This is a genomic window from Hymenobacter terricola (genome assembly GCF_017921975.2).
Taxonomy (GTDB): Bacteria; Bacteroidota; Bacteroidia; order Cytophagales; family Hymenobacteraceae; genus Hymenobacter; species Hymenobacter terricola.
Window position 1 is genome coordinate 1 of record NZ_JAGEMO020000022.1, and the last position, 25138, is coordinate 25138.

23 protein-coding genes are annotated in these 25138 nt (G+C 59.5%); 10 read left to right on the top strand and 13 right to left on the bottom strand.

Annotated features, from left to right (window positions below):
• Window positions 1-42: 42 nt before the first annotated feature.
• The 3 genes from J4G38_RS16085 to J4G38_RS16095 form a co-directional block, all read right to left on the bottom strand.
• Window positions 43-390 (bottom strand): DNA-directed RNA polymerase subunit omega, encoded by a 348-nt coding sequence (locus J4G38_RS16085; protein ID WP_210518059.1) that lies wholly within the window; start codon window positions 388-390, stop codon window positions 43-45.
• Window positions 391-500: 110 nt separating this feature from the next.
• Entirely contained in the window at window positions 501-1331 is an 831-nt protein-coding gene (locus tag J4G38_RS16090; RefSeq protein ID WP_210518061.1) for an outer membrane protein assembly factor BamD, read from the bottom strand.
• Window positions 1332-1435: 104 nt separating this feature from the next.
• On the bottom strand, window positions 1436-3262 hold the full coding sequence (locus tag J4G38_RS16095) for an OstA-like protein (protein WP_210518063.1): 1827 nt from the start codon (window positions 3260-3262) through the stop codon (window positions 1436-1438).
• Between the two features lie 87 nt (window positions 3263-3349).
• Here J4G38_RS16095 and J4G38_RS16100 point away from each other — a divergent pair, with 87 nt between their 5' ends.
• The 4 genes from J4G38_RS16100 (at window position 3350) to J4G38_RS16115 (ending at window position 6980) form a co-directional block, all read left to right on the top strand.
• Window positions 3350-3901, top strand: a complete 552-nt coding sequence (locus J4G38_RS16100; protein ID WP_210518065.1) for a P-loop NTPase family protein — start codon at window positions 3350-3352, stop codon at window positions 3899-3901.
• A 69-nt stretch (window positions 3902-3970) separates the two neighbouring features.
• Window positions 3971-5302 carry a tRNA lysidine(34) synthetase TilS gene (tilS, locus tag J4G38_RS16105; RefSeq protein ID WP_210518066.1) on the top strand — a complete coding sequence of 444 codons (1332 nt, stop codon included), beginning with the start codon at window positions 3971-3973 and terminating at the stop codon, window positions 5300-5302.
• A gap of 149 nt (window positions 5303-5451) precedes the next feature.
• Entirely contained in the window at window positions 5452-6396 is a 945-nt protein-coding gene (gene mdh / locus J4G38_RS16110; protein ID WP_210518068.1) for a malate dehydrogenase, read from the top strand.
• 179 nt (window positions 6397-6575) lie between these two features.
• On the top strand, window positions 6576-6980 hold the full coding sequence (locus J4G38_RS16115) for a hypothetical protein (protein WP_210518070.1): 405 nt from the start codon (window positions 6576-6578) through the stop codon (window positions 6978-6980).
• A 5-nt stretch (window positions 6981-6985) separates the two neighbouring features.
• On the opposite strand, the gene J4G38_RS16120 is transcribed toward J4G38_RS16115, so the two are convergent.
• From J4G38_RS16120 to mutL, 3 genes are all read right to left on the bottom strand, one after another.
• The gene (locus tag J4G38_RS16120) at window positions 6986-7894 is read right to left on the bottom strand and encodes a rhomboid family protein (protein ID WP_210518072.1); all 909 of its coding nucleotides are present in this window, start codon (window positions 7892-7894) and stop codon (window positions 6986-6988) included.
• Window positions 7895-7963: 69 nt separating this feature from the next.
• Entirely contained in the window at window positions 7964-8758 is a 795-nt protein-coding gene (locus tag J4G38_RS16125; protein ID WP_210518073.1) for a rhomboid family intramembrane serine protease, read from the bottom strand.
• Between the two features lie 41 nt (window positions 8759-8799).
• Complete coding sequence (mutL, locus tag J4G38_RS16130) at window positions 8800-10854, bottom strand: DNA mismatch repair endonuclease MutL (protein ID WP_210518075.1); 2055 nt, start codon at window positions 10852-10854, stop codon at window positions 8800-8802.
• Between the two features lie 289 nt (window positions 10855-11143).
• Between mutL and J4G38_RS16135 the strand changes: the two genes are divergently transcribed.
• From J4G38_RS16135 to bshA, 3 genes are all read left to right on the top strand, one after another.
• Window positions 11144-14137: a glycoside hydrolase family 3 N-terminal domain-containing protein gene (locus J4G38_RS16135; protein ID WP_226163474.1), complete on the top strand. Its 2994-nt coding sequence runs from the start codon at window positions 11144-11146 to the stop codon at window positions 14135-14137.
• Between the two features lie 134 nt (window positions 14138-14271).
• Window positions 14272-14616 carry a hypothetical protein gene (locus J4G38_RS16140; protein ID WP_210518076.1) on the top strand — a complete coding sequence of 115 codons (345 nt, stop codon included), beginning with the start codon at window positions 14272-14274 and terminating at the stop codon, window positions 14614-14616.
• A gap of 154 nt (window positions 14617-14770) precedes the next feature.
• Window positions 14771-15907, top strand: a complete 1137-nt coding sequence (bshA, locus tag J4G38_RS16145) for an N-acetyl-alpha-D-glucosaminyl L-malate synthase BshA (protein WP_210518078.1) — start codon at window positions 14771-14773, stop codon at window positions 15905-15907.
• A 127-nt stretch (window positions 15908-16034) separates the two neighbouring features.
• Here the strand turns inward: bshA and J4G38_RS16150 are convergent, their stop codons facing one another.
• Window positions 16035-16571, bottom strand: coding sequence for a DUF7935 family protein (locus J4G38_RS16150; protein WP_210518080.1), 537 nt, complete (start codon window positions 16569-16571; stop codon window positions 16035-16037).
• A gap of 253 nt (window positions 16572-16824) precedes the next feature.
• Here J4G38_RS16150 and J4G38_RS16155 point away from each other — a divergent pair, with 253 nt between their 5' ends.
• From J4G38_RS16155 to J4G38_RS16165, 3 genes are all read left to right on the top strand, one after another.
• On the top strand, window positions 16825-17172 hold the full coding sequence (locus tag J4G38_RS16155; protein WP_092673244.1) for a HesB/IscA family protein: 348 nt from the start codon (window positions 16825-16827) through the stop codon (window positions 17170-17172).
• A 123-nt stretch (window positions 17173-17295) separates the two neighbouring features.
• Window positions 17296-19491 carry a penicillin acylase family protein gene (locus J4G38_RS16160; protein ID WP_210518082.1) on the top strand — a complete coding sequence of 732 codons (2196 nt, stop codon included), beginning with the start codon at window positions 17296-17298 and terminating at the stop codon, window positions 19489-19491.
• 22 nt (window positions 19492-19513) lie between these two features.
• A complete protein-coding gene (locus J4G38_RS16165) occupies window positions 19514-19705 on the top strand; it encodes a hypothetical protein (RefSeq protein ID WP_210518084.1) in 192 nt (63 codons plus the stop codon).
• A 170-nt stretch (window positions 19706-19875) separates the two neighbouring features.
• Here J4G38_RS16165 and J4G38_RS16170 read toward each other — a convergent pair whose 3' ends face one another.
• The 6 genes from J4G38_RS16170 to J4G38_RS16195 all read right to left on the bottom strand — a co-directional run bounded on the left by J4G38_RS16170 (window position 19876) and on the right by J4G38_RS16195 (window position 25072).
• Window positions 19876-20382, bottom strand: a complete 507-nt coding sequence (locus tag J4G38_RS16170; protein ID WP_210518085.1) for a cupin domain-containing protein — start codon at window positions 20380-20382, stop codon at window positions 19876-19878.
• Between the two features lie 190 nt (window positions 20383-20572).
• Entirely contained in the window at window positions 20573-20992 is a 420-nt protein-coding gene (locus tag J4G38_RS16175; protein WP_210518087.1) for a tetratricopeptide repeat protein, read from the bottom strand.
• Between the two features lie 136 nt (window positions 20993-21128).
• A complete protein-coding gene (locus J4G38_RS16180; RefSeq protein ID WP_210518088.1) occupies window positions 21129-21572 on the bottom strand; it encodes a GNAT family N-acetyltransferase in 444 nt (147 codons plus the stop codon).
• A 24-nt stretch (window positions 21573-21596) separates the two neighbouring features.
• On the bottom strand, window positions 21597-22469 hold the full coding sequence (locus J4G38_RS16185; protein WP_210518090.1) for a ChaN family lipoprotein: 873 nt from the start codon (window positions 22467-22469) through the stop codon (window positions 21597-21599).
• Between the two features lie 251 nt (window positions 22470-22720).
• The gene (locus J4G38_RS16190) at window positions 22721-24115 is read right to left on the bottom strand and encodes an ABC transporter permease (protein ID WP_210518091.1); all 1395 of its coding nucleotides are present in this window, start codon (window positions 24113-24115) and stop codon (window positions 22721-22723) included.
• A 9-nt stretch (window positions 24116-24124) separates the two neighbouring features.
• Window positions 24125-25072: an ABC transporter ATP-binding protein gene (locus tag J4G38_RS16195; protein ID WP_226163475.1), complete on the bottom strand. Its 948-nt coding sequence runs from the start codon at window positions 25070-25072 to the stop codon at window positions 24125-24127.
• Window positions 25073-25138 lie beyond the last annotated feature (66 nt).

The following is a 25138-nucleotide window of genomic DNA, read 5'->3' on the forward strand; positions in this document are numbered from 1 at the left end:
ATCACTAACAACTGACAACAAAAAACGGACAACCAGATAAGACTAGAACAGCTCGCGGGGCACCGGAATTTCTTCCGGCTCGGGCGTGGTGTACTGAATTTTGCCCTGCAGGAACTCCTCAATGGCGAGGCTGGTGGGCTTCGGCATGCGCTCGTACTGCTTGGAAACCTCGATTTGCTCGCGGTTTTCGAACACTTCCTCCAGGTTGTCGACGGTGGAAGCAAACTCGGCCAACCGGTCGTTCAGCTCTTCTTTCAGCTTTATCGACAGTTGGTTGGCACGCTTCGAAATCACGGCGATAGCCTCGTACACGTTACCGTTGTCGCCGGTGATATCGGCCACGTTACGCGTAATAATGGAGCTTGACGGGGTGTTGGGATTAGGTTTCATGGGCTTATTTATGTAGTTGCAAGTTGTTGGTTATCAGTTGCTGGTTCTGGCGAACACCTTCGGGTTGGTTGATAAACTAACAACCAAAAACCAGCAACTGACAACTAAAATTAGTTGGACGCCGCCGTGGGCACGGCTTTCAGCTTAACAATCTCGGCCTGGCTGACGTCGTACATGTCCTGAGCGGCTTTCAGGTTTTTGCTTTTGGGGTAAGCATCAATGAACTGCTGATAGAAGTTTACCGATTCTAAAAACCGCTCGCGCTGCTTCGATTCGATGCTTTCCTGAGCCCAGGCGTATTGGGCGGTGAGGCGCAGGAAGGCGGCCTGCTCGGCAAACGCCGAGGCAGGATATTGCAGCTGGAAATTGGTGAGGGCCACCACGGCAGCCTGGTTGTAGCGCAGCTGGTAATACAGCCGGGCACTTTCAAACGCTTTGTTTTCCAGCTTCTTCTGCAGCTCCTGCGACATATTCTCGGTTTCTGCCTTGAATTTACTGTCGGCGTAGCGGTTCAGGAAATCCTGGATGGATTCGAGGGCCGATATGGTATTGGTCTGGTCCAGCTCGTAGCCCGGCGAGTCGAGAAACAACGACTTGGCGTGCAGAAATGAGGCTTCCTCGGCGTACTCCGAGTTGGGGTACGTATCGGTGAACGACTTGAAATAGAACGCGCTGAGCACGTAGTTGCGCTGCTTGTAGTTCGTGTTGGCAAAGTAGAACTGGGCTTTCTCCGCTTCAGGGCGGCCCTTAAGCAGCGGAATCAGGTCTTCGAGCAGGGTTCCGGCCCGGAAGAAGTCGCCCTTATCGTAATATTTTACGGCGGCTTCGTACTTTTTATTAACGTCGGTGCTTTTCAGCAGGCGCTGGTAGCCGCTGGAGCAGGAGCCCAGAATGAGCGTACTAACGAGCAGAAAGAGAACCGTGAGGCGGGAAATCGGCATAAGGGGTGCAAAGGTAACGATTTGAGCCGGCGAAGGCAAACCGGGCCGCGTTTCCGGCTGGCCCATCGGCAGTAAGAGCGCCGCCGAGCCGCCAAAGGTTGCAGCTAGCGGCGCGTGGTGGGCGCCGTAACCGGCGGTTTGGCGGGCAGCACGGAGGCAGCCGGCTTGGCGGGTGGCGTAGTTGGCTTAGACGGGGCAGGCGATTGCGGCTTGGTTGATTTGGCCGGCGCTTTTTTGGGCGTGATTTTCGATTTGGGGCTGTGCTTGACGACTGGGGCCGCTTTTTTCCTGGTGGCTTTGCGTTTTTTGGGTCGGTCGTCGAACTGGGTGCCTAACACCTGGCGGCGGGTGGGCCGTTCCTTGGCGCGCCACACAAAGCCTTTGAGGCGCTCGTTGTCGGGCTTGAGCTCGTGAGGCGGAATAAATTTGGCTTCGGGATTGGCGAGGACGGATATTTTATTCAGCTTGCTCTCCACGAACAGCAGCCGCATGTTGGCCGACAGCACGCGGTTCATGCCGGTGGTGGCGGTGTCGCCGTCCAGCGCGTAAAAGATGCTTTCCGCGTTGCCCAGCACGTCCACGCGGCGCATCTTATTGTCGCGGAAATAGGCCATCATGTTGCGGCCCTTGGTCTGGTTGAAGTTCAGGAGCGTGTCCTGGCTCACGGCAAACGCATTGGCGTAGAGGCGCATCTCGTCCACCTTGCCGCGCTTCGAGCGGATTTGCATGGAATCGGCGGTGAGCTGGTTTTTGGCCTGCCACAGCACGGGGTCCCGGTTGAGGTAGATAATGCTGTCCTGCCGGTCGTACGTCAGCGAATCGCAGATTCCCTGCAGGTTGCCCCGATAAATCAGCACCTTCGGAAAAGCGTAGAGGATAGTGCGCGTAGTGGTTTGGCCGGGCCGGGCTTCAATGCTTATCAGCGTGTCGGCCGCCATATAGAGCGTGTCTTTCTGGCTGCCGATGTTGCGCACCACCGGCCGGCCGCCGTAGAGCTTGGTGCGGCCCAGGCCCCGCCAGTATCTGCCGGCATCGCCGCGCAGGGTCAGGTTGTCTTTCTTGGAAATCAGCGAGACGTGGCCGTGGGCCTCACCGTACAGCTTCACCTCGTCATACACCAGCCGGTCGCCGCCCAGCAGGTAGTTGGGGGTATCGATTTTGGCGTTTTTCTTGAAATCTGAAACCCGGGTTTTGGTGTTGTAATTGCCGGCCTCGGCATACAGGTTGCCCTGCTTGCCCTTGATGCGCGTGGGGCCGTTGAAGTAGGCAATTTTGCTGACCGTATTGTAGCGCAGCGTGTCGTTGTTCAGCTCCGAATCGGGCGTGACGAGGTGCACATTGCGCTTGAAAACAAAGACTTTGGAGTTGGTATCGTAGAAGCCCTGCTGGCTATCGAGGGTATTTTGTGGGTCAGTGAGGTGGCCGGTTTCGGTATAAGACGCGGTTTTGTGGTTCAGGTCGTAGTCGAGGGTGGGCGTGGTCAGGGTCATGCGCGGGTCACGCATCACCACGTTGCCCATCATCCGGGCCGTGCGCTGGTTACCGTCATAAAAGCCGTGGTCGCCCGTGATGGTCATGGTGTCGCTCTGCACCACGCGCACGTTGCTGAAAGCTTCCACCTGGTTGCGCTCCAGGTATTGATACGCCGAGTCGCAGTACAGAAAAACGTCGTCCTGCTGGAAGCTAACGTTGGTAATCAGCTTGCGAATCTTCACGCCGTTGAAGTCGCCACCCACCAGCTCGCCGGCCGTGAGCAGCTTGATGGGCGAGCTTTTGGCCGCGGGCGGCGTGCCGGCCGGGCGCGGCGCGGCGGGGGCCGGCCGGGCAGCACGGGGCGGGGCAGGTGCCGCCCCCGGCGCAGTCGGGCGTTGGGCCCGCCCCAGCAGCGGCAGCAGCACCAAAAACAGGAAAAAGACGCGTAATAAGGCCATTCGGGGTTCAAAGGTACGGACGGGGCCCGCGTAACGGCCATCTTTGCACCACAGTGCCTACAGCCGTTTCGTTCTGCTGCTTTCCGTATGAGGTTGTATATTTTTGGGGCATCCGGCGCGGGCGTCACTACTTTGGGTCAGGCGCTGAGCGAGCAGTTCGGCCTTCGGTATTTCGACGGCGACGCTTATTTCTGGGAGGCATCGGACCCGCCGTTCACCGTGCGACGCCCGCCCTACTTACGCAACGCTGCATTGGCCAGCGACTTGGCTCAAGCAAACGAATGGGTTTTGGGTGGTTGCGTTACTGGCTGGGGAGAGGGCTGGCCGCCGCCCGCCGACTTAGTCGTTTTTCTTTGGCTGCCGCCGGCCCTACGCCTCCATCGCCTACGAACCCGTGAGCAGGCCCGCTACGGCGACATTATCCTGGCCGACCCGGCCAGGACTGCCCAAACCCAGGCTTTTCTGGAGTGGGCCGCCGGCTACGACGATAGTTCGACGGGTGGGGCCCGCACTTTGGCCAATCACACCCACTGGCTAAGCCGTTTTACCTGTCCTGTGCTGGAACTGCGGGGCGACCTTTCGGTAGCGCAACGCCTGCAAGCGGTGCAAACCAAGCTACGGGAGTTGGAGTTGACGTAGGTACTAATTGCATTCATTCACTCGGAATAGTGGGCCCTACGGGTCTGATTTCGGGATATTCCTTTGTTCATGTTAGAAGTTGTCCGCCAGTTTATTGAAGAGCACGCGCTGTTTTCCCTTGAGAAAGACCCCATTCTGGTAGCCGTGAGTGGCGGCCTGGATTCGGTGGTGTTGCTCGATGTGCTGCACCGCCTGGGAGCACAGGTAGCGGTGGCGCATTGCCACTTTGGCCTGCGCGGCGAGGAAGCCGACGCCGACGAGCAGTTTGTGCGCAAGCTGGCCAGGCAGTACGGCCTCCCCTACTTCGCTGAGTTTTTCCAGACCAAAGAATTCGCCGAGCAGGAAGGCATTTCTACCCAAATGGCCGCTCGTTTCCTGCGCTACCGCTGGTTTGAGCAGGTGCGCCAGGTGCAGGAGCTGGCCTACATCGCCACGGCCCACCACCAGCGCGACGAGGCCGAAACCATGATTTTAAACCTCACGCACGGCACCGGGCTGGCCGGCCTGCACGGCATTCAGGTGAAGAACGGCCACATCGTGCGCCCGCTGCTGGGCCTGGGCCGCGACGACCTGCACGACTATCTGGTAGAGCGCGGCCTGAAGTGGCGCGAGGACGCCAGCAACGACAGCCCCGTGTACCAGCGCAACCTGCTGCGCCACGAGGTGCTGCCCGTGCTGCGCGAAATCAACCCCAACCTCGACCAGACCATGCACGGCACCGCCGAGCGCGTGGGCGCCGCCGAGGAAATAGTGCGCCGCTACGTGGCCGACACCGCTGCCCTGGCCCGCCGCGACGAGGAAGAAGTGACGTACCTCCACATCGTCACGCTGCAAAAAACGGCCGCCACGGCCCTGGTGCTGCACGAAATGCTGCGCCCCTTCGGCTTTTCGTGGCTGATGGTGAAGGACATTGTAACGGCTTTCGCCGGCGAGTCGGGCCGGCGGTTTGACTCGCCCACGCACCGCTTGGTGAAGGACCGGGAGAATCTGGTTATCACGCCGCGGCGGCTCACGCAGTTCGGCACCTTCCAGCTAGCCGCTGGCCAAACCAACCTGCTGGCCGACGGCATGCGCCTGCGCGCCGAACTGCACGACGACGCGAAGCACTTCATCATTCCGCGCTCGAAAAGCACGGCCGCGCTGGATGCTGATAAGATTAAATTCCCACTCACGCTGCGCAAATGGCAGGAAGGCGACTGGTTTATGCCGCTGGGCATGAAGGGCAAAAAGCTGCTCAGCGACTTCCTCATCGACCAGAAAGTCCCCCTCAACCTGAAGGACGACGTGCGCGTGCTCACCTCGGCCGATGGCAAAATCTGCTGGGTGGTGGGCTGGCGGGTCGATGACCGGTTTAAAGTGGAGGAAACTACCGAGCGCGTGCTGACCGTGCAGCGGCTGTAAGGCGGAGTACCCCGAATTTTTATTTCGGCCCAAGCGAACAGCTGAAACCCGATGTTCCAGCAGGCCAAAATGAAATTTCGGGGTACACGTTCTTGCAACTCTCGCCGTACTTTTACCCGCGAAACCCCAACCCCCCAATTCTTCTTCCTATGAAAGTTACCGTAGTCGGAGCCGGCAATGTAGGCGCAACCTGCGCTGATGTGCTCGCCACTCGTGAAATTGCCAACGAAATTGTTCTGGTTGACATCAAGGAAGGCATTGCCGAAGGCAAAGCCCTCGACATCTGGCAGAAAGCGCCGATTCTCGGCTACGACTCGCGCACCGTGGGCGTGACCAACGACTACGCCCGCACGGCCGGTTCCGACGTGGTGGTGATTACCTCCGGCCTGCCCCGCAAGCCCGGTATGAGCCGCGACGACCTGATTTCGGTGAACGCCGGCATCGTGAAATCGGTGACCGAGCAGGTGGTGGCCCACTCCCCCAACGCCATCATCATCATCGTGAGCAACCCGCTTGACGTGATGACCTACCAGGCCCACCTCACCGCCAAGCTGCCCCGCGAAAAGGTGTTCGGCATGGCCGGCATTCTGGACACGGCCCGCTACCGCGCCTTCCTGGCCGAGGCCCTGAACGTGAGCCCGAAAGATATTCAGGCCGTATTAATGGGAGGCCACGGCGACACCATGGTGCCCCTGCCCCGTTACACCACGGTGGGTGGCATTCCGGTTACGGAGCTGATTTCCAAGGATAAACTGGACGCCATCGTGCAGCGCACCGCCCAGGGCGGCGGCGAGCTGGTGAAGCTCATGGGTACTTCGGCCTGGTACGCACCCGGCGCGGCCGCGGCCCAAATGGTGGAAGCCATCGTGCGCGACCAGCGCCGCGTGTTCCCCGTGTGCCTGGAGCTGCAGGGCGAGTACGGCATCAATGGCGTGTACCTCGGGGCCCCGGTTATCCTCGGCAAGAATGGCGTGGAGCGCGTGATTGAATTGCAGCTCAACGACGAGGAAAAAGCCATGCTGGAAACCTCGCGCGGCCATGTAAAAGAAGTAATGGATGCGCTGGACAAAATGGGCAGCGCTCAGCCCGCTTAACGCAAAAATAACTCTGCTGCGGCGGACAAATCATTTACTTGCTTAAGTAAGAAAAAGGCCCACTGCAGTTTGCAATGGGCCTTTTTCTTTGGGCCAGAAGTATGATGAAATAGCAATTCGGGTTTGTTGCAAAAGATGTCTACCTTGCATCCATCCGACTCGCCTTCCCGATTGAACTCATGAAAAAAGAACTTATCAATTCGTTCGACAAAGTGTATTTGACCATCGAATTTGATAAGACGAACAACTGGATTTATAATAATTGGGTCGGCGTATTACCAACCGAAAAAGTCATTCAGGGCTGCCAGGCGACCATCGATTTTCTAAAGGAAAACCTTTGCCCCAACATGCTGAACGACAACCGGCAAGTAGTGGGTTCGTGGAGCTCGGCCAACGACTGGATTGCCCAAAACTGGGTGCCGCAGGTACTGGCGCTGGGCCTGAAACGGTTTGCCCACGTCGTTTCGCCGGGCATTTTCGGGCAGGCCTCAGCCGCCGAAATGATTACCCGCGTGGGCACGCAGCTGGAAATGCGTCTTTTCCAGGACATCGAGTTGGCCAAGGCGTGGCTGCGCAGCACCTAAACCCTCTACTGCTGGCTGGCGCGGAACAGCTTTTGCTTTTCATCCTTTGACAGGCTCTCGTAGCCCGAGCGCGAAATCTTATCCAGGATATTGTCGATTTCATCCTGCAGGGGCTGGCCCGGCACGGCGGGCTTTTTGGCGCCACTGGCAGAAGTGGCCGTCACGGGTTCGGGCCGGCGCGTGGTGCTCACGCGCATGGCCGGCCGGCTGCTGAACAGGTTGCTGAACCAGTTGCCCACGGCCTGCACCGGCCGGCCCAGGTCGCGGCCGGCCTGTAGCTGCTTGACGAAGAAGAAGCCGAGCAACGCCCCGCCAAGGTGAGCAATTTCGCCGCCGGGGTTACCCCCGTTCACGCCCGCCAGGGAAATCAGCACGACCACGGCCGCAATCCACTTGATTTTGACCGGGCCGATGAGAATCAGCATGAACGTATAATCGGGCAGCAGTGTGGCTCCGGCCACAATAATGGCCGTCACGGCCGCCGAGGCCCCCACCATGGGCGTACCCAAGCCGTCCTGAAACGCGGGGACGAAGTTGTAGGTGAGCAGGAATACCAGCGCGCCGGCTAAGGCGCCCAAAACGTAGATGCTCACCAGGCGGCGGTCGCCGAGGTATTCCCGAACCAATTGCCCAAACCAATACAGGTTCAGCATATTGAAGAGGATATGGAAAAACTCTTCGTGGGTAAAGGCATACGTTAGGATAGTCCACGGATGCCGAATTAAAATCGGGAAAGCTGATGAGATTTGAAACTGACTGAGAATAAGCGGGTAATAGCCAATAGCGCTACTAAATTTCAGTATGAATTTTAGCAGAATCAGGCTGGCAAACACCAGCACGTTCAGCCAGATAAGCTGAATCAGGGCATTATCGCGGCGGCTGAAGGCAGTGCGAATATCTTGAACAATACTCATGGCATGAATTAAACGAATTTGGTGGATTTCGCGATGTGGGGGCAGGCCACAATCGCGAGTCACTACTACTTAATAAAATCTTTCCCGGCCGCGTTCCCAAAACTTGAGCACGAGGAAGCCAATCAGCAGGCCGCCGAGGTGGGCGAAGTGGGCTACATTGTCGCCGGGGGTGCGGTGCACGCCATTATACAGCTCGTAGGCCGCATATAGGAACACAAAATATTTGGCTTTGATGGGAAACGGAAAAAACAGCAACATCAATTCCGTGTTCGGAAATAAATAGGCGAAGGCGAACAGGATGCCAAACAAGGCACCGGAAGCGCCGAGCATTCCGCCCTGCGGCGAGTCCCGAACTTCGGTCACTACGCCATCGACGGCAGCAGTGGCCGAGTTGATATACTCCTGGTTCTGAGGGTTGCGCTGCAAAGCTTCCGCCAGGGTTTCGTAGCCCGTAGCCTCCGGGAAATAGGAATGGAAAAAATTGCTGAACTCGGGGCCGGTGGGCGAATGGTGGAATTCCTCCCGCGCCTGCTCCATCTTGTGCATCTCGTAGCCCCGCACGCCCTCGTACAGCACGCCGGCACCCACCCCGCAAATCATCCAAAACGTTAAGAATCGCGCAGCGCCCCACCGCTGCTCCAGCAACGGCCCAAACGAAATCAACCCGAACATATTGGAGATGATGTGCCCCCAGCTGGCGTGCAGAAACATGTAGGTAAAGAACTGCCAGGGGTAGAAATACGGTGAGCCAATCGGGTACAAGCTACCCACTTGGGTGAGCAGCGGCAAAAAATTGGTTTGGGCAAGAAAGAAAACTACGTTCGCGATAAGCAGGTTGCGAACGGTGGGGGTGAGGTTGAACATGGAACGAATGTAGGGCAGCGCGAGAGCTTCGCAGCCAAAGCTTATTTACGAAAATAGTCGGCCAGCTGCTGGCCATCGAGCAGCACCAGGGTTTTGCGGCCATCGGGGGTATAGCCGGGGGTTTGGCAGGCAAACAGCCGGTCGGCCAGGGCGTTGAGCTCGGATTCGGGCAGGCGGGTGGCGGCGGTGCCGGCGGCTACGCGGCGGGCCAGGGCGCGGGCCAGGCTCTCGCTCTGGTCGAGCTTGAGGGGACCGGCCGTGGTGCGGAACTGTTCAATCAGGCTTTCCAGCAGGTCTTTTTCATCCTGTGCGGGCATCCCGGCCGGGATGGCTTCCACGGCAATGGTGTTGGGCCCGAACTCAACAAAAATGAACCCCAGCGCGTGCAGCGGCTCGGTGAGCTCGCGGAGCACGGCAAAATCGGCGGGCGTGAACGTGACGGTGCGTGGGAACAGCAGCGTTTGCGACGAGCCCACGGCGCGGGCCAGCTCCTGCCGATACTGCTCGTAGAGAATCCGCTCGCGGGCTGCTTCCTGGTCAATCAGCAGCACCCCCGATTTCACCGGCACCAGTACGTAGCGCTGCTGCACTTGCACGGCGCGGCTGCCCGCGCCGCCCTCGCGCGCGGGTGCCGGGCGGGCAGGCAGGGCTTCGGGCGGGGCCAGGCCCAGCGAAAAATCCTGGTTTCCGGCGGGCGCTTTGGTCATTCCGGCATCTGCCGCGGCGGCGGTTTCGAAGCTGCGCACCGTGGCCTGGTCAGGGGCCACGTCCTCGCGCACAGGCTGGCCCAGCTCGCGGTAGAAAGCTTCCAACTCGCGGCGAGCCTGCTCGGTGGGGCGTGGCGGCAGGCCGCGCTCGTAGCCGTCGCGGCGGGTATCGGCATCAAAACTTGAAAACCCGGATGGGCCCGCCGGCGGCCGGGATGCCGCGGCCGAAGCCAGCGCATCGGGGCGGTAGCTGTCGGCGCTGGCGGCGCGGGCAGCGGGCGTGATGACTGGCAGGTGGTCATCGGCCTCGGTGGGCACCTGGCCGGTGCCCTTGCCCGCCCGCAGCGGCCGGATGGGCGCGAAGTTCACGTCCCCATCAAAATCGAGCGAGGGCGCAATATTGTGCAGCCCAAGACTTTGCTTCACGGCGGCGCGCACCACGGCGTACACCGTTTTCTCGTCTTCGAACTTGATTTCCGTCTTGGTGGGGTGCACGTTGATGTCGATGGCCTTCGGGTCGAGCTCCAGAAACAGCACGTAGAACGGGTGGGTGTCGCGGGCCAGCAGGCCTTCGTAGGCGGCCAGCACGGCGTGGTTGAGGTAGGCCGAGCGGATGAAGCGGTTGTTGACAAAAAAGAACTGGTCGCCCCGGCTTTTTTTCGACGATTCCGGCTTGCCCACAAAGCCGCGCACCGAAATGGAGTGCGTCACTTCCTCGCAGGCGGCCAGCTGCTCTTTGTAGCCGTTGCCCAGCAGCGCCACGATGCGCTGGCTCAGCTTGCCGGCCGGCAGGCCGAAAACTTCCAGCTCGTTTTGGTACAGCGAAAAAGCAATCTGAGGGTTGGCCAGCGCCACGTGCTGAAACTCATCCAGAATGTGCCGCATCTCCACGGCGTTGCTTTTGAGGAAGTTACGCCGGGCGGGCACGTTGAAAAACAGGTTTTTGACCGCGATGCTCGTGCCGTCGGGGCAGGCAGTGGGCTGCTGGCTGGTCACTTGCGAGCCTTCCACGAGCAGTAGGGTGCCGGTGTCCTGGTCGCGCTGCTTGGTGCGGATTTCAACCTGGGCCACCGCGGCGATGCTAGCCAGGGCCTCGCCCCGAAAGCCAAGGGTACGGATGCGGAACAGGTCTTCGGTCGAGCGGATTTTGCTGGTGGCATGGCGCTCCAGGCTCATGCGAGCATCGGTGGGCGACATGCCGGCCCCATTATCAACGACCTGCACGAGCTGTTTGCCGGCCTCTTTCACAATGAGTTGCACCTGGGTGGCCCCGGCATCAACGGCGTTTTCCAGCAGCTCCTTCACCACCGAAGCGGGGCGCTGCACCACTTCGCCAGCCGCAATCTGGTTGGCGAGGTATTCGGGAAGCAGGTGAATGATGTCGGGCATTGGGGAAAGCGGGAAACGGGAATTGGGAAGCGGTCGACGGGAAGGTAACCAGCACGTCTACAAGCTGAAACGTGCACAGCAATAACCAGAAACTACTCGCGTTGTAAACCCGCGATGGGGTTTTCTGCGTACCTTCGCGGCTAAATATGCGGAGTTCCAACGCGAAATTTTACGGCCTGAGTCGCACTATTTCAGGTTGAGTCCGGCCACGTTTGGAACCTCCAAACCTAGCTGGCGGGTTCCGCTGCTACCCACGACAAAAGTACGGCCCCCGCGGCCCGTTTACCTCTTGAACCAACCCACCAACCTCGCGGGGCTGATGCGCATCCCTTTTCAGCTAACTATTGCAGCCCTGCTGCTGGCTGCGGGCCTGCTGCTGTCGTTTTCCGAGGGCCAAAAAATGCCCGCCGACCCGCTGCCCGCTTCTCCTGTCGAAATGGCCTGGGTTGACAGCGTGTTCAACTCGCTCACCCCCGACCAGCGCCTGGGCCAGTTGTTCATGGTGGCTGCGTATTCTAATAAAGACCGCAGCCACGCCGACCGCATCGAGCGGCTGGTGCGCAACCAGAACATCGGCGGGGTGATGTTTCTGCAAGGCGGCCCCAAGCGCCAGGCCCTGATGACCAACCGCTTGCAGGCCGCGGCCAAGGTACCGCTGCTCATCGCCATGGATGCCGAATGGGGCCTCGACATGCGCCTCGACTCCTCGGCCCACTTTGCCAAGCAGATGACGCTAGGCGCCATGGACGACCCCAAATACGTGTACCAGATGGGCCGTGATATTGCCCGTAAGATGCGGGCCCTGGGCGTACACATCGACTTCGCACCGGTTATCGACGTGAATTCCAACCCCGGCAATCCGGTGATTGGCAACCGCTCCTTTGGCGAAGACCAGAACCGGGTCGGCGCATTGGGCATCCAGTATATCAAGGGCTTGCAGGACAACAACGTGATGGCCGTGGCCAAACACTTCCCCGGCCACGGCGACACCGATACCGACTCGCACGTGGCCCTGCCGGTCATCAATACCGACCTGTCGCGCCTGACGAAAGTGGACCTGGTGCCTTTTCAGCAGTCGTTTGAGGCCGGCGTGATGGGCGTGATGGTGGCCCACCTCTACATGCCGCTGTTTGACACGACCAATGCCAAAACCACTACCCTTTCGCATGCGCTGGTGACGGACCTGTTGAAGGACAAGATGGGCTTTAAGGGCCTGGTATTCACCGATGCGCTCAACATGAAGAGCGTGAGCAAGCTGTATAAAGACGGCGAGCTGGACGCCCTGGCCCTGGCCGCCGGCAACGACGTGCTACTGTTTTCGGAGGACGTGCCCTCGGCCCTGCTTCGCATTCGGGAGGCCGTGGCGGCAGGCACGCTCAAGCAGGAAGACTTGGACCTGCGCATCAAGAAAATTCTGCGGGCCAAATACTGGGCCGGGCTGGCCAAATACAAGCCCACCAATACCGCCACCATGCGCGACAGCCTGAACCTGCCCGGCTCCAAGGTGCTGGCGCAGGAAATTTTCGAGCATGCCGTGACCGTCGCCAAAAACGACGACAACCTCCTCCCCTTCCAGCGACTCGACACGCTGCGCATCGCGGCCATCACCATCGGCACGCAGGCCGAGGGGCCGTACGCCACCATTTTCAACAAGTACCAGCCCGGCCCGGTGTACGCCGTGCCCGACCGCTACGCGCCGGACAGCACGTTTGCCCGCATTGCGGCTCGCCTCACCGGCTATAACGTGGTGGTGGTGAGCCTGCACAACATGAATAACACGCCCAGCCACAGCTACGGCCTGGGCGACGGCGCGCTGAAATTCATCAAGCAGCTGGAAGCCAACAAGAGCTTCAAAACGGTGGTGGTGGCCATGGGCAATGCCTACGCTCTCAAGTATTTGGAGGACGCCCACACGCTGGTTTGCGGCTACGAAGACCATTACGCCGCGCAGCTGGTGGTGCCGCAGGTACTGTTTGGCGCGCTGCCGGCGCGGGGCAAGCTGCCCGTCACCGTATCGCCCACGCTCAAGGTGACGGCCGGCATTGCTACCCTGGATTTGCACCGGCTACGCTACGCCGCACCCGAAAGCCAGGGCCTGAGCTCGCGCGTATTGGCCCAGATTGACAATATCGCCCTCGAAAGTCAGACCTACGCCGCCACCCCTGGCTGCCAGGTGCTGGTGGCTAAAAACGGCACGGTGGTGTTCGACCAGAGCTACGGCTACTGCACCTACGACCAGAGCCAGCCCGTGACCAGCAGCACGTTATACGACCTGGCCTCGGTGACGAAAGTGGCGGGTACGCTGCAGGCCGTGATGTACCTCAAGGACCAGGGCAAGCTGAATCTGGAAGAAAAGGTGGCCACCTACCTGCCCGAGCTGGCCCGTACCAACAAGCGCGACATGACCGTGCGCGACGTGCTGCTGCACCAGGCCGGCCTCAAACCAGGCATCCCGACCTGGGAGCGCACCATCAACAGCAACGGCCTGAAACCGACGTTCTACGCCAGCACCCGTTCCGACAATTTCCCCAACGAAGTGGCCCCTGGCGAGTTCAGCACCAAAGCGGCCGACGACTCCGTCTGGGCCTGGACGATGCGCTCCAGCCTCATGCCCAAAATAAAGGGTAGGTACCCGACTGAATATTCCGACCTGAGCTTCATCGTGATGAAGCGGGTGTGCGAAAAGATTCTCAAGCAGCCGCTCGAAGGCTTTTTACAGGACAATTTCTACCGCCCGCTCGGCTTGGGCAGCATGACGTATAATCCGTTGCAGCGCTTCCCCAAAAGCTGCATCGCCCCCACCGAAAACGACACTTACTACCGCCGCGAGCAGTTGCAAGGCACGGTGCACGACCAAACGGCGGCCCTGGTGGGAGGCGTGGGCGGCCACGCGGGCTTGTTTGCCACAGCCAATGATTTGGCCGTGCTCATGCAGATGAACCTGCAAAACGGCCGTTATGGCGGCTCGCGCTTCTTTCAGTCGCCGGTCGTATCGGAGTTTGCGCGGCCCCAAACGGCCGGCAGCCGCCGCGGCCTGGGCTGGGACCACGGCGACCCCAGCAAACCCGAAGGCCCCACCAGCAACCTGGCCCCGGCCAGCACCTTCGGCCACACCGGCTTCACGGGCACCTGCGTGTGGATGGACCCGGACAACCAGATTCTCTACATCTTCCTCTCCAACCGCGTGTACCCCGATGCCGGCAACAACAAGCTGCGCCAGTATAATATCCGGACGCGGATTCAGGAGGTAATTTACAAGTCGTTGGCGGCGGGGAAAAATTAGCGCCGCATGCGCAGGGCCACAAGTTCGATGTGCAGGTAAGCACCGCCGCCAAAGTCAACGGCCTCTGTATTTATCGTTGGATAACCTGCAGTCTGTATCAGCAGCGAGCGGTTTGACCGGCCACTTTTTGGGCCATGACACCCTATCCACCCAAGTCGAAAGAAACCGGCTTCGTTGGTAGCAGCGGTTTTTTGGTCGCAATCTTTCCAACAGGAATATCGTGTCTGAATAATAGCTCCTCTAATAGGCTTGCCGGTCGTCATATCAACGACTATGCCCTGAGCGTAAGATGCTATGGTATCGAAGTAAAACATGGTAACCGGAGTTATTCGACCATTGCCCACTTTAACCAGCTTGCTTTCCCTTCGCCCCAGCATGCAGTTGTCGCATGGCTCCCGCCCTACTTCGCTGGCTACTTCGGGCGTAAACCACTTCTGGGCTTGGGCATTGCCAATGCCAATGCCAAACAGGAGCAGTAAAAGGATAATCCGGTCTGAACGCCGTAATGCCATCGGAATTACGTAAAGAAGCGGGAGTGGCTAAAGCTACGCGCTGTGCATCATTTGGCCGGCTCATCCGTCGTTGTAACAAAGCGACGGTTTCCCGGTTCGCTAAGCGCAACAGCATTTTCTCATGAATATCGGCATCGTTTGTTATCCCACGTTTGGCGGCTCCGGCGTGGTGGCCACGGAATTGGGCAAAGCCCTGGCCCAGCGCGGCCACCGCGTGCATTTCATCACCTACAGCCAGCCCGTGCGGCTCGATTTTTTTAATGAAAACCTCTTTTACCACGAGGTATATGTGCCGGCGTACCCATTGTTCCAGTTTCCGCCCTACGAGCTGGCGCTGACCAGCAAGATGGTCGACATCGTGCAGAACGAGAAACTCGACGTACTGCACGTGCACTACGCTATTCCGCACGCCTCGGCGGCCTACATGGCCAAGCAGATTCTGCGCACCCGCGGCATCCAGATTCCGGTGGTGACGACCCTGCACGGCACCGATATTACCCTCGTGGGCAAGGATGCCAGCTTCGAGCCGGTAGTCACATTCAGTATCAATCAGAGCGACGGCGTGACGTCGGTTTCGGATGACTTGCGGCGCGAGACTTACGAGTATTTCGCAGTTGAAAAGGACATCACCGTCATTCCCAACTTCATCGACCTGAACCGCTTCAAAAAGCAGGATAAGAGCCACTTCCGCGCCGCCATTGCCCCCGAGGGCGAGAAGCTGCTCATCCACACCAGCAACTTCCGCACCGTGAAGCGGGTCGAGGACGTGCTGCGCATTTTTGTGGGCGTGCGGGAGCAGATTCCGGCCAAGCTGCTGCTCGTGGGCGACGGCCCCGACCGGAACCGCATGGAAAAACTGGCCCGCGACCTCGACGTACACCGCGACCTGCGCTTCCTCGGCAAGCTCGAGGCCGTGGAGGAAGTGCTGAGCGTGGGCGACCTGTTCCTGATGCCTTCGGAAAACGAAAGCTTCGGCCTCGCTGCCCTTGAGGCCATGGCCTGCGAAGTGCCCGTGGTGAGCACCAACGCCGGCGGCATTCCCGAGCTGAACGTGCACGGCGTGACCGGCATGCTCAGCGAAATCGGCGATGTGCCCGACATGGTCAAAAATGCCCTCTACGTGCTGGCCGATGAGAACCTGCCGCGCTTCAAAGCCGCTGCCCGCGCCCGCGCCGAAGAGTTTGCCGTGGAGAACATCGTACCGCGCTACGAGGAGTGCTACCGCAATGCCATTGAGGCCGTGAACGTGGCAGTATAGACGCTTCGCTCGGAATAAAAAGAACGTCATACTGAGCTGGTCGAAGCATTTCTACTGCGAAGAGTAAATGAATTACTTCAGCAGTAGTGATGCTTCGGCCAGCTCAGCATGACGTTCTTTTATTCTACTAAAACAGGCCGGATGCCTCGTTCTTCACCACGGCCAGGGCTTGCGCGGTGGGTTCGGCACCGTCCATCATCAGGCCTTCGAGAATGCGTTTGGCCAGCTCGGTGCCGCGCGACTGGGCCGGGTTTTGCAGGCCGTGGTAGGCGCGATTCACCATCGTGAGCACGTTTTCCTTGGCTTCCTTCACCACCGTCCAGGCATCGGCCGAAATGTAGAGCTGCTGCGACAGGTTGTGCTCGTACTCGGCCCGAATTTCCTGTTGCAGCAAGCGGTGGAAATCAGGAGCGGTCTGGCCGGCGCTGCTCAGGCGCACGAGGATGTTGTTGGGCGAAATGCGCTCCAGGAACAGCACGATGCGCTCGTAGGCCTGCAGCCGCAGCGGCAGCGTAGACTTGCTGCTTTCCAGCCGCAGGGCGATGAGGTGGCGCTGCTGCTCCTTTTCCAAAAACTGCTTAAACAGCAGGTAAATGGCCCCCGCCACGATGATGGCGGGCAGAATAATTTTGAGCAGGTCGAAAAAATAGGTAGTCGAATCCATAGAATATTGCCAACCGCGGGCTGGCGTAGCGAAGCACTTGCCCCGCGAGTTGCGATGATTGAACGAAACAGAAGGCCCTGAATTGTGCCTTCTGGCCTACTTGCCACGCCAGAACGGGGCAGCACAGCGGTACGGCGCAAACTTACGCCGTGAACCGCCGGCCCCCAACTGCTGTTTCCCTCCCAAACCGCGCCGTGCGCCACACCGGCCGCCGTATCTTTGTACTCCACCTCTTTATCAATCGACTTTCACTATGGCTTCCGTTGCCACCCTCGCCCCCATCAGCCTCACCGACCGTGCCGTGGTGGAGGTAAAAAATATCATTCAGGAGAAGAACGTGCCGGCTGATTATGGCCTGCGCATCGGCGTGCAGGGCGGCGGCTGCTCGGGCATGAGCTACCTGCTCGGCTTCGACAAAGCCAAGGACGCCGACGAAATCTACGACCTCGACGGCCTGAAACTCATCATGGATAAGAAGCACGCCATGTACGTGCTGGGCATGGAAGTCGACTTCCAGGACGGCCTCAACGCCCGCGGCTTCGTGTTCAACAACCCCCAGGCCAAAAGCACCTGCGGCTGTGGCTCGTCGTTCTCGGCCTAATTGACCATCATGTCCCGGCTGCGCTCGACCTAACGCTCCCGTTGACTACATTTCAAGCCCTGGCTCACCGGCCGGGGCTTTTTCGTTTACTTTCGCAGCATCTGTTCCACCATTTTGTACACGATGCGCGCACTTACTATTGCACTTGTTTTATTGGCTGTCGGCACCGCCCGGGCACAAAAATTCAGTTCGGCGGAACTGGCGCGCTGGCAGCGGCAAGCCCGGCAGGTCAACATCATTCGCGATAACTGGGGCGTGCCGCACATCTACGGCAAGACCGATGCCGACGCGGTGTTTGGCCTGCTCTACACCCAATGCGAGGACGATTTCGACCGCGTCGAAACCAACTACCTGGACGCCATCGGCCGCCAGGCCGAAGTGGACGGCGAAGCGGCTCTGTACCACGACCTGCGCGCCCGCCTGTTTATGGACACGCTCCAGGCCCGGAGCATCTACCAAAAAAGCCCGCCCGACCTAAAAAAACTGCTCGACGCCTTCGCCGACGGCACCAATTACTACCTGGCCACCCACCCCACGGTGCGCCCCCGGCTGCTGCGCCGCTTCCAGCCGTGGATGCCGCTCATGTTCAGCGAAGGCAGCATTGGGGGTAATATCAGCGTGGTTTCTATTGAGCGGCTGAAGGCGTTTTATAGTCAGAAAAAGTCCAGCTCGTGGATTGATACCGACTTCGAGAAGAAAGACCGGGAACCCACCGGCTCCAACGGCTTCGCCATTGCGCCGGCCAAAAGCGCCAGCGGCCACGCCCTGCTGCTCATCAACCCGCACACTTCGTTCTATTTCCGCTCCGAAGTGCAGATGGTGAGCGAGGCTGGTTTAAATGCCTACGGTGCCGTGACCTGGGGCCAGTTTTTTGTATACCAGGGCTTTAATGAGCATTGCGGCTGGATGCACACGTCCAGCAATGCCGACTCGATGGACGAATACCTCGAAACCATTGAGCAGAAAGGCGGCAGCTTCTTCTACAAATACGGCGGAAAACTACGCGCCGTGCAGGTGCAAAAAGTGTCGTTGCCCTACAAAGCCGGCGATAAAACTCTGCGCAAAACCTTCACCGTCTACCGCACGCACCACGGCCCCATCGTGGGCCAGAAAACGGACCAGCAATGGGTGGCGGTGCGCATGATGAACGAGCCATTGCACGCCCTCCAGCAGTCCTACCTACGTACAAAAGCCACCGATTACGCCAGCTTTCAGGAGGTGATGAAGCTGAACGGCAACGCATCCAACAACACGGTTTTTGCCGATACCAAGGGCAGCATCGCCTACTGGCACGGCAATTTCATGCCCAGGCGCGACCCTAAATTCGACTGGAGCCAGCCCGTGGACGGCAGCAATCCGGCCACCGAATGGCAGGGGTTCCACCCGGTGAGTGCGCTGGTGCAGGTGCACAACCCCGCCAGCGGCTTCATCCAGAACTGCAACTCGACGCCGTTCACGGTTTCTGGCCCCAGCAGCCCGGTCGCTACCAAATACCCGCACTACATGGCCCCGGATGCCGAAAACTACCGCGGCCTCAACGCCGTACGCGTGCTGAGTGCCAGGTTTGGCTTCACGCTCGACACATTGATTGCGGCCGCTGATAACCCACACCTCACGGCCTTCGACGATATGCTGCCGCCCCTGCTGGCGGCCTATCAGCCCACGTCCGTCGAAAAAGCCAGTGCGCCCGCCACCGCCGAAGCCATTGAAGTGCTGCGCAACTGGAACCACGGCTACAGCCAAACCTCCGTGGCCCAGACCGTGGCCATTTACTGGGCCGAGCGGTTGCTGGCCAAAGCCCGCGCCCGCGTGCCCTCGGCCCAACCGCAGCTCGACTACATCAGCTTCACCCGCTTTGCTCTCGCTAACACTTCTCCAACCGAAAAAATAGCCACCCTCACGGAAGCCCTTGACGACCTCACCCGCGACTTTGGCACCTGGAAAGTGGCCTGGGGCGATATCAACCGCTACCAGCGCCTCACCGGGCACGTTGAGGAGAAGTACGACGACCAGCAGCCCAGCACCCCAGTGGCTTTCACGTCTTCGGCCTGGGGTTCGCTGGCCGCCTTTGGGGCCCGGGCCTACCCTGGCACCAAAAAGCGCTACGGCAACGTGGGCAACAGCTTCGTGGCGGTGGTGGAATTCGGCCCGCGCATCTCGGCCCGCTCCGTGGTCACGGGTGGGCAGAGCAGCCTGCCCGGCACCCCGCACTTCACCGACCAGGCCGGCTTATATTGCAATGGCCGCTTCAAAGAAGTGCGCTTTTACCCGGAAGACGTGAAGGCGCACGCTGAAAAAACGTACTATCCGGGCCAGTAACCCTTCCAATTTTCAACGAATCATGGACATCAAATACCTCTCCGACGACAAGGGCAAAATCACCGGCGTTTTCATCCCTATTGAGGAGTGGGAACGACTCCAGAAGGAATATAATATCACCGAAAAAGCCCCGGCCGACTCCGGCGCCAAGCTCCAGCAGTCACTAGCCGAAGCCATGAAAAAAGCGAAGCCCTCGCAAACATCAGAAGGCTGACCCCGCCCCGCAAACGTGGCGTGAATGAAGACCTGCCGCCCTGGTCCGACCGCCCTAGGCGGTCCGACCGGTTGAAGGAAGAACGGTTCAACAAATAACGACAACCGGTCGGACCGCCTAGGGCGGTCCGACCGGTGCAGGTGCCGATAGGCCTACCGCTGCGCGACTACCTAGCGCCCGAAATCGTCCTGCACGCGCACGATGTCGTCCTCATCCGAGGGATTATTCGCGTCGGTGTGCTGCCAGATTTCGGCCAGCACGCCCCAGTCTTTCAGGCCTACCAGGCGGTGCCGTTCACCTTGTTTCAGAATGATGCGCTCGCCAACCTGGTAGCTTTTCACCTCGCCCTGCTCGTCGGTATCGCTGGTGGCCACGCCCACGGGGCCCTGCACCACTTGCCAGATTTCGGCCCGGCGGAAGTGGTACTGCCAACTCAGGCGCTGGTGCGGCGCCACCAACAACATCTTGGGGCTCAGCTTACCGGAAATCCGCAGCTGGTCGACTGAGAGACCGTTGAAATACGTATTGGCAAATTGCTGAGCCTGCGCCTCATCAATAACAAAAAAGCCGCCCCAGGGTCGCGTGGGGTCTTCTTTGGCGATGGTGAAACCCTGCTGCTGGAGCGTCGCCGCTACCTGTTGGAACAGGGCTTGTTTTGGGGGGTCGGTACGGGGCATGGTTCTGAGAGGAAGTCTTATTTCTTGCTAAGCAGACGCAAGTTAGTTCTCTATTCCGAGTTAACACTTCCTCCTGCTGGCGAGGGCACACCTGCATCAGGTTAGTGCGTTTCCAATTGCCAGGGGCGCTTTTTTGCACGACTACTGCCTTTATTTGCTGCCCGCTTGAGCCAGTATATTTCCCACTTTTTCATCCTTGCAACGCCCTCTCTTTCCGCGTAGCAAAGTGCCGGATTGTATTGCGCTTTACTGTCTCCGGCCTTTGCGGCTTTGCGATACCGGCGAACTGCTTCGGTTTTATTTTCCTGCACTCCCTTCCGTAAAAATAGCTGTAGCCCAAATCCCGCTGCGCTTCTTCGTCACCATTCCGGGCGGTTCGCATTAGCCACTCAACAGCCTTTTCCAGGCTTTTCTCAACGCCATTACCTTCCCGGTAACTAAAGGCTACATTGTATTGCGCAGCGGGGTAGTCATCATTGGCCGCAGCCAAAAAGAAGGCAAATGCTTTGTTTACATCTTGCTCAACTCCTAAGCCGTGGTCGAAGCAGGTACCCAAATAGAATTTTGCCCGGCGCACACCCTGATTAGCTGCTTTCAGCCACCAACGCACTATTTCTTCCCAATCACGCAGCGCAGGGCTTTTTTACCAAACGCCAACCGATACCGTATTCTGAATTGCGCATCCACATCGCCTTGCTGCGCAAATTTCAGCAGGTATTTTGTGGTTTCCATAGTAACTCCCCCCTTTAGCGGCCAAGTCCCTGCCATTCCTCACATTTCAACTCAAACTTAACTTCCCGCCCGTGCTGCCCCGTTTCGCGCCAGCCGGTGTGGCGGTAGAATGCCTCTGCGCGCGTGCCCGGCCCGGTGCCGAGCCAGACGGTTTCGGCAGTTTGCCGGAAGTACCAGTCCAGCATCAGCTGCTGTAGCTGCCGGCCGATGCCCCGGCCTTCGTAGCCCGGCCGCACAAACAGCGCCCAGATATTGTGCCCCACCACGTCGGCAATGGCGAAACCGAGCAGCCAGCCATCCGCGGTTTCGCACACCCAGCCTTTGCCCCGGCGCGTGAGGTATTCGGCGCAGGCGGCGGCCGTGACGAGGTCGGGATTCGACAGCACGTTTTCAGTCACGGAAAACCGGATTTCCATCAGCTGCGGAATGTCGTCCAAAAGGGCTTCACGGTAGCGCATCGAACAGGGATTTTGAACGGCAGGTCAGTACGACTTGCCCGCATCGGCCGGCACCACCACCACGTAATCGGCGATGTCCGCGTTATTTTTCTCCAGCAACTGCAGCTGCTCCTGGGTCACCACGCTGAGGGTTTTGACGCGGAGCTTGGGCGCATACTGGCGCAGGTAGGCCACAATACCGTCGTGGTGGTCAGAGTGGTAGCTGCCGTTGAGGTGGAGCAGCGTTTGGCCATCCTGGCGGCTGGTCTGGATGAAATGGGCCATGGTGGCATCCTTCAGCGCCTGGGCCTGGATGATGTTCTGGGCGCCGCCGCCGTGGGCCTTGCCATCGCCGCCAAACATGGCGGCCATGTTTTTGTAGCCGGGCAGGTCGTAATCTACTTTCAGGGGCAGCGGGGCCAGCAGGGCGCGGTCGGTGGCAGGCAGCTTGTCGAGAGCGGTGAGGCTGCGCTGGGCCACGACTTTGGCGAAGGGACGCGGAGCATTGGTGCCGATGACGGCGATGTGGTTTTCGCGGGCAAATTGCAGCAGCGGGCGGTAGTCGGTGGCGTAATTGGGCCACGGACGGGCTTGGCGCTCGAAGGCCGTATCGGCCAGGGTGCCGGCGGCGTACTGGGCCACCAGCGGCTGCACGTCGCGCTCAAACATCTCCATTCCCAGCACCAGCTGGCCGGGCTTTTTAAGTTTCAGCAGGTCCTTGGCTACCTGCAGCTCCAGCCAGTGCGCAATGGCGTCGTTGTGCTGCTCGCCAAAGAGGACGACGTCGGCCTGGGCCAGGTCCTGCATCATCTGGTCGTAGTCGGCCGGCTGGCCGGTGGCGGCAAAGAGGCGGTAGGCCGGCCGGTCGGCGGTGAAGGCCAGCAGCGGCAAAAGCAGCCACAGGAAGCGGAAACGCATAAAATGACGCATGAATGTCAGCAAAGGGAAGTTTTCGGCCCCCGAACGCATCGTAGAGCCTCGCAAGGCCGTTTCTCAGGCTCAGAATGGGTTGTAAAGCCTCGCAAGGCCGTTTTGTTGCGTCCGGAAGGGTTTGCAGAATTTCGCATGCCTTTCCCGACACAAAAAAGGGATTTGCGGAACCACGCAACCCCCTTTTGCAATGCTAAAAGTCGTTTGCGTGGTTGCCGCAGGCCAGTTGGCCCGGCCGCTTACCCTTTATAAAACATCCACTTACCCAACTCCCGGTACGTCACCTTCTTGCCGTACATGAGAATGCCCACGCGGTAGATGCGGGCCGCCACCCACACCGTGCCGATAAAGCCGAGAATCAGCAGTGTAATGGACAGTGCCAGCTGCCACATCGGCACGCCAAAAGGCAGGCGGATGACCATGGCAATGGGCGAGGTAAAGGGAATCATCGACATCCAGAAAGCCACCGGGCCGTCGGGGTTGCGCAGAATGACCGACACGCCCACGATGTAGCTCAAAATGAGCGGCATGGTAATCGGAAACATGAATTGCTGGGTATCGGTCTGGTCGTCCACGGCCGCGCCCACGGCCCCGAACAGGGCCCCGTACAGCAGGTAGCCGCCCAGGAAATACACGATGAAGCCGAACAGGATGGTGCCCAGCGGCAGGTTGCCCAGCGTGGCGAAGATGCTCGTGCGACCAACCGGGTTCATGTTTTTGGCCGACTTGTCCATGCCTTTGTCAAAAGCGGCACCAGCGCTCTGCGGCTCATCGGCCGCGGCCGATGCTGCTTCTGGAGCATTGGGTGCGGGCTTGGCGGCCACCTCCGTTTTGGGTTTGTCGCCGCCCGTCAGCAGCGGCATCAGCACCGACGAAACCCCGAACGACAACACGCCCCACAGCAAAAACTGCGTGAGCCCCACCGCCGCGATGCCCACTATCTTGCCCATCATCAGGTCAAACGGCTTCACCGACGAGAGCATCACCTCCATGATGCGGCTCGACTTCTCCTCCCCCACCCCGCGCATAATCTGCACGCCGTAGATGAAGATGAACAGGTAAATGGCCAGTGCCAGCGCGTAGGCCGTGCCCGAAGTAGCCAGGGCATTGCTGTCGGCCTCTTTGCCGGTTTCATCCAGGCTGATGGCTTGCAGGTCCACCTTCGAGCGCAGGCGGTCGAGCTGCTCCTGCGAAAGGCCGGATTTCTGCATTTTCAGGTCCGAAAAGGCTTTGTTCAGCGCGGTTTCCACGGTCAGCTGCTTCTTCAGGCTGATGTTCCCTTTGCCAAAAAACTGCACGCCGGCGGGTTTCTCCACATCGAGGCCGGCGGGCAACACCAGCAAGCCGTCGTGCTTGGCTTTCTGGAATCCTTTTTTGGCTTCGGCCAGGGTGCCAACGGCGGGTTCGAAGCGCAGCTGCGGGGTGCTCACCAAATGGCTGGCCACGTTGAGGCCGCTGTCGTCGCGCACCTCCACCACGTCGGTGGTGTCGTTGTCGGAGCTGGCTATTTTGGCGATGAACACGCCGAAGCCCGCCAGCAGCAGCGGCACGGCCAGGGTGAGAACGATAAAGGCTTTTTTGCGAACGCGGGTCAGGTATTCGCGTTGGGCAATGAGGAAGAACTTGGAGGCCATGACGACGAGTTAAAGAAGCGCGTTAGCGGTTTCGGTGAGGGTTTCGGGCATGGTTTCGCGCACGCGCCGGATGAAAATCTCGTTGATGCTCGGGATTTTCTCCCGGAAAGCTTCCACCTCCACCGCCCCGATGAGGTAGCGCAGTAAGTCGTTGGGCCGCACCCCGTCGTGCAGCTGCACACGGGCGTAGAAATGGCCGTTTTCGCGTTCTTTCTGCTCCACCACTTCAAAATCGGGGTGCACCAGGATGAGCTTGCCCCGGCCTTCCACTTCGTAAGTATTGGTTTTGAACTGGTTCCGAATCACTTCAATCGGCCCGTCCAGCACCTTGCGCGAGCGGTTTATCAGCGCAATGTTGTCGCACATTTCCTCCACCGATTCCATGCGGTGCGTTGAGAAAATAATGGTCGCCCCCTGGTTGCGCAACTCCAGAATCTCGTCCTTAATCAGGTTGGCGTTAATCGGGTCGAAGCCCGAGAACGGCTCATCCAGAATAATCAGCTTGGGGTCGTGCAGCACCGTGGCAATGAATTGCACCTTCTGCTGCATGCCCTTGCTCAGGTCCTCCACATTCTTGCCGGCCCATTCCTTGATGTCGAAGCGCGCCAGCCACTGCTTGATGCGCGCCGTGGCATCGGCCCGGCTCAGGCCGCGCAGGCGGGCCAGGTACAGCAGTTGCTCGCCCACTTTCATCTTTTTGTAGAGGCCGCGCTCCTCGGGAAGGTAGCCAATCTGGGCAATGTGGCTGGGATTCAGCCGCTCCCCTCGGAACCGGATTTCGCCCTCATCCGCCCCCGTAATCTGGGTGATGATGCGGATGAGCGAGGTCTTACCCGCGCCGTTTGGGCCCAGTAGACCGAAGATGCTGCCCTCGGGAATTTCAAGGCTCACGCCGTCGAGGGCGACGTGGTTGGCGTAGGCCTTCCGCACGTCGATGGCTTCAAGTATAGGTTTCACAGAAAAAGAAGGGTTGGTTGACGGATTAAATGTAGGATAATGTTGCGGGGTAAATGTATCAAGCGC

Coding starts and splice junctions, on each gene's coding strand:
- J4G38_RS16150 (WP_210518080.1), bottom strand. CDS start 16,571: ATGGATTCGACTACCTATTTTTTCGACCTGCTCAAAATTATTCTGCCC.
- J4G38_RS16160 (WP_210518082.1), top strand. CDS start 17,296: ATGCGCGCACTTACTATTGCACTTGTTTTATTGGCTGTCGGCACCGCC.
- J4G38_RS16120 (WP_210518072.1), bottom strand. CDS start 7,894: ATGAGTATTGTTCAAGATATTCGCACTGCCTTCAGCCGCCGCGATAAT.
- J4G38_RS16090 (WP_210518061.1), bottom strand. CDS start 1,331: ATGCCGATTTCCCGCCTCACGGTTCTCTTTCTGCTCGTTAGTACGCTC.
- mutL (WP_210518075.1), bottom strand. CDS start 10,854: ATGCCCGACATCATTCACCTGCTTCCCGAATACCTCGCCAACCAGATT.
- J4G38_RS16185 (WP_210518090.1), bottom strand. CDS start 22,469: ATGCGTTTCCGCTTCCTGTGGCTGCTTTTGCCGCTGCTGGCCTTCACC.
- J4G38_RS16100 (WP_210518065.1), top strand. CDS start 3,350: ATGAGGTTGTATATTTTTGGGGCATCCGGCGCGGGCGTCACTACTTTG.
- mdh (WP_210518068.1), top strand. CDS start 5,452: ATGAAAGTTACCGTAGTCGGAGCCGGCAATGTAGGCGCAACCTGCGCT.
- J4G38_RS16115 (WP_210518070.1), top strand. CDS start 6,576: ATGAAAAAAGAACTTATCAATTCGTTCGACAAAGTGTATTTGACCATC.
- J4G38_RS16170 (WP_210518085.1), bottom strand. CDS start 20,382: ATGCCCCGTACCGACCCCCCAAAACAAGCCCTGTTCCAACAGGTAGCG.
- J4G38_RS16140 (WP_210518076.1), top strand. CDS start 14,272: ATGACACCCTATCCACCCAAGTCGAAAGAAACCGGCTTCGTTGGTAGC.
- J4G38_RS16125 (WP_210518073.1), bottom strand. CDS start 8,758: ATGTTCAACCTCACCCCCACCGTTCGCAACCTGCTTATCGCGAACGTA.
- J4G38_RS16180 (WP_210518088.1), bottom strand. CDS start 21,572: ATGCGCTACCGTGAAGCCCTTTTGGACGACATTCCGCAGCTGATGGAA.
- J4G38_RS16085 (WP_210518059.1), bottom strand. CDS start 390: ATGAAACCTAATCCCAACACCCCGTCAAGCTCCATTATTACGCGTAAC.
- J4G38_RS16165 (WP_210518084.1), top strand. CDS start 19,514: ATGGACATCAAATACCTCTCCGACGACAAGGGCAAAATCACCGGCGTT.
- J4G38_RS16190 (WP_210518091.1), bottom strand. CDS start 24,115: ATGGCCTCCAAGTTCTTCCTCATTGCCCAACGCGAATACCTGACCCGC.
- J4G38_RS16095 (WP_210518063.1), bottom strand. CDS start 3,262: ATGGCCTTATTACGCGTCTTTTTCCTGTTTTTGGTGCTGCTGCCGCTG.
- J4G38_RS16155 (WP_092673244.1), top strand. CDS start 16,825: ATGGCTTCCGTTGCCACCCTCGCCCCCATCAGCCTCACCGACCGTGCC.
- tilS (WP_210518066.1), top strand. CDS start 3,971: ATGTTAGAAGTTGTCCGCCAGTTTATTGAAGAGCACGCGCTGTTTTCC.
- bshA (WP_210518078.1), top strand. CDS start 14,771: ATGAATATCGGCATCGTTTGTTATCCCACGTTTGGCGGCTCCGGCGTG.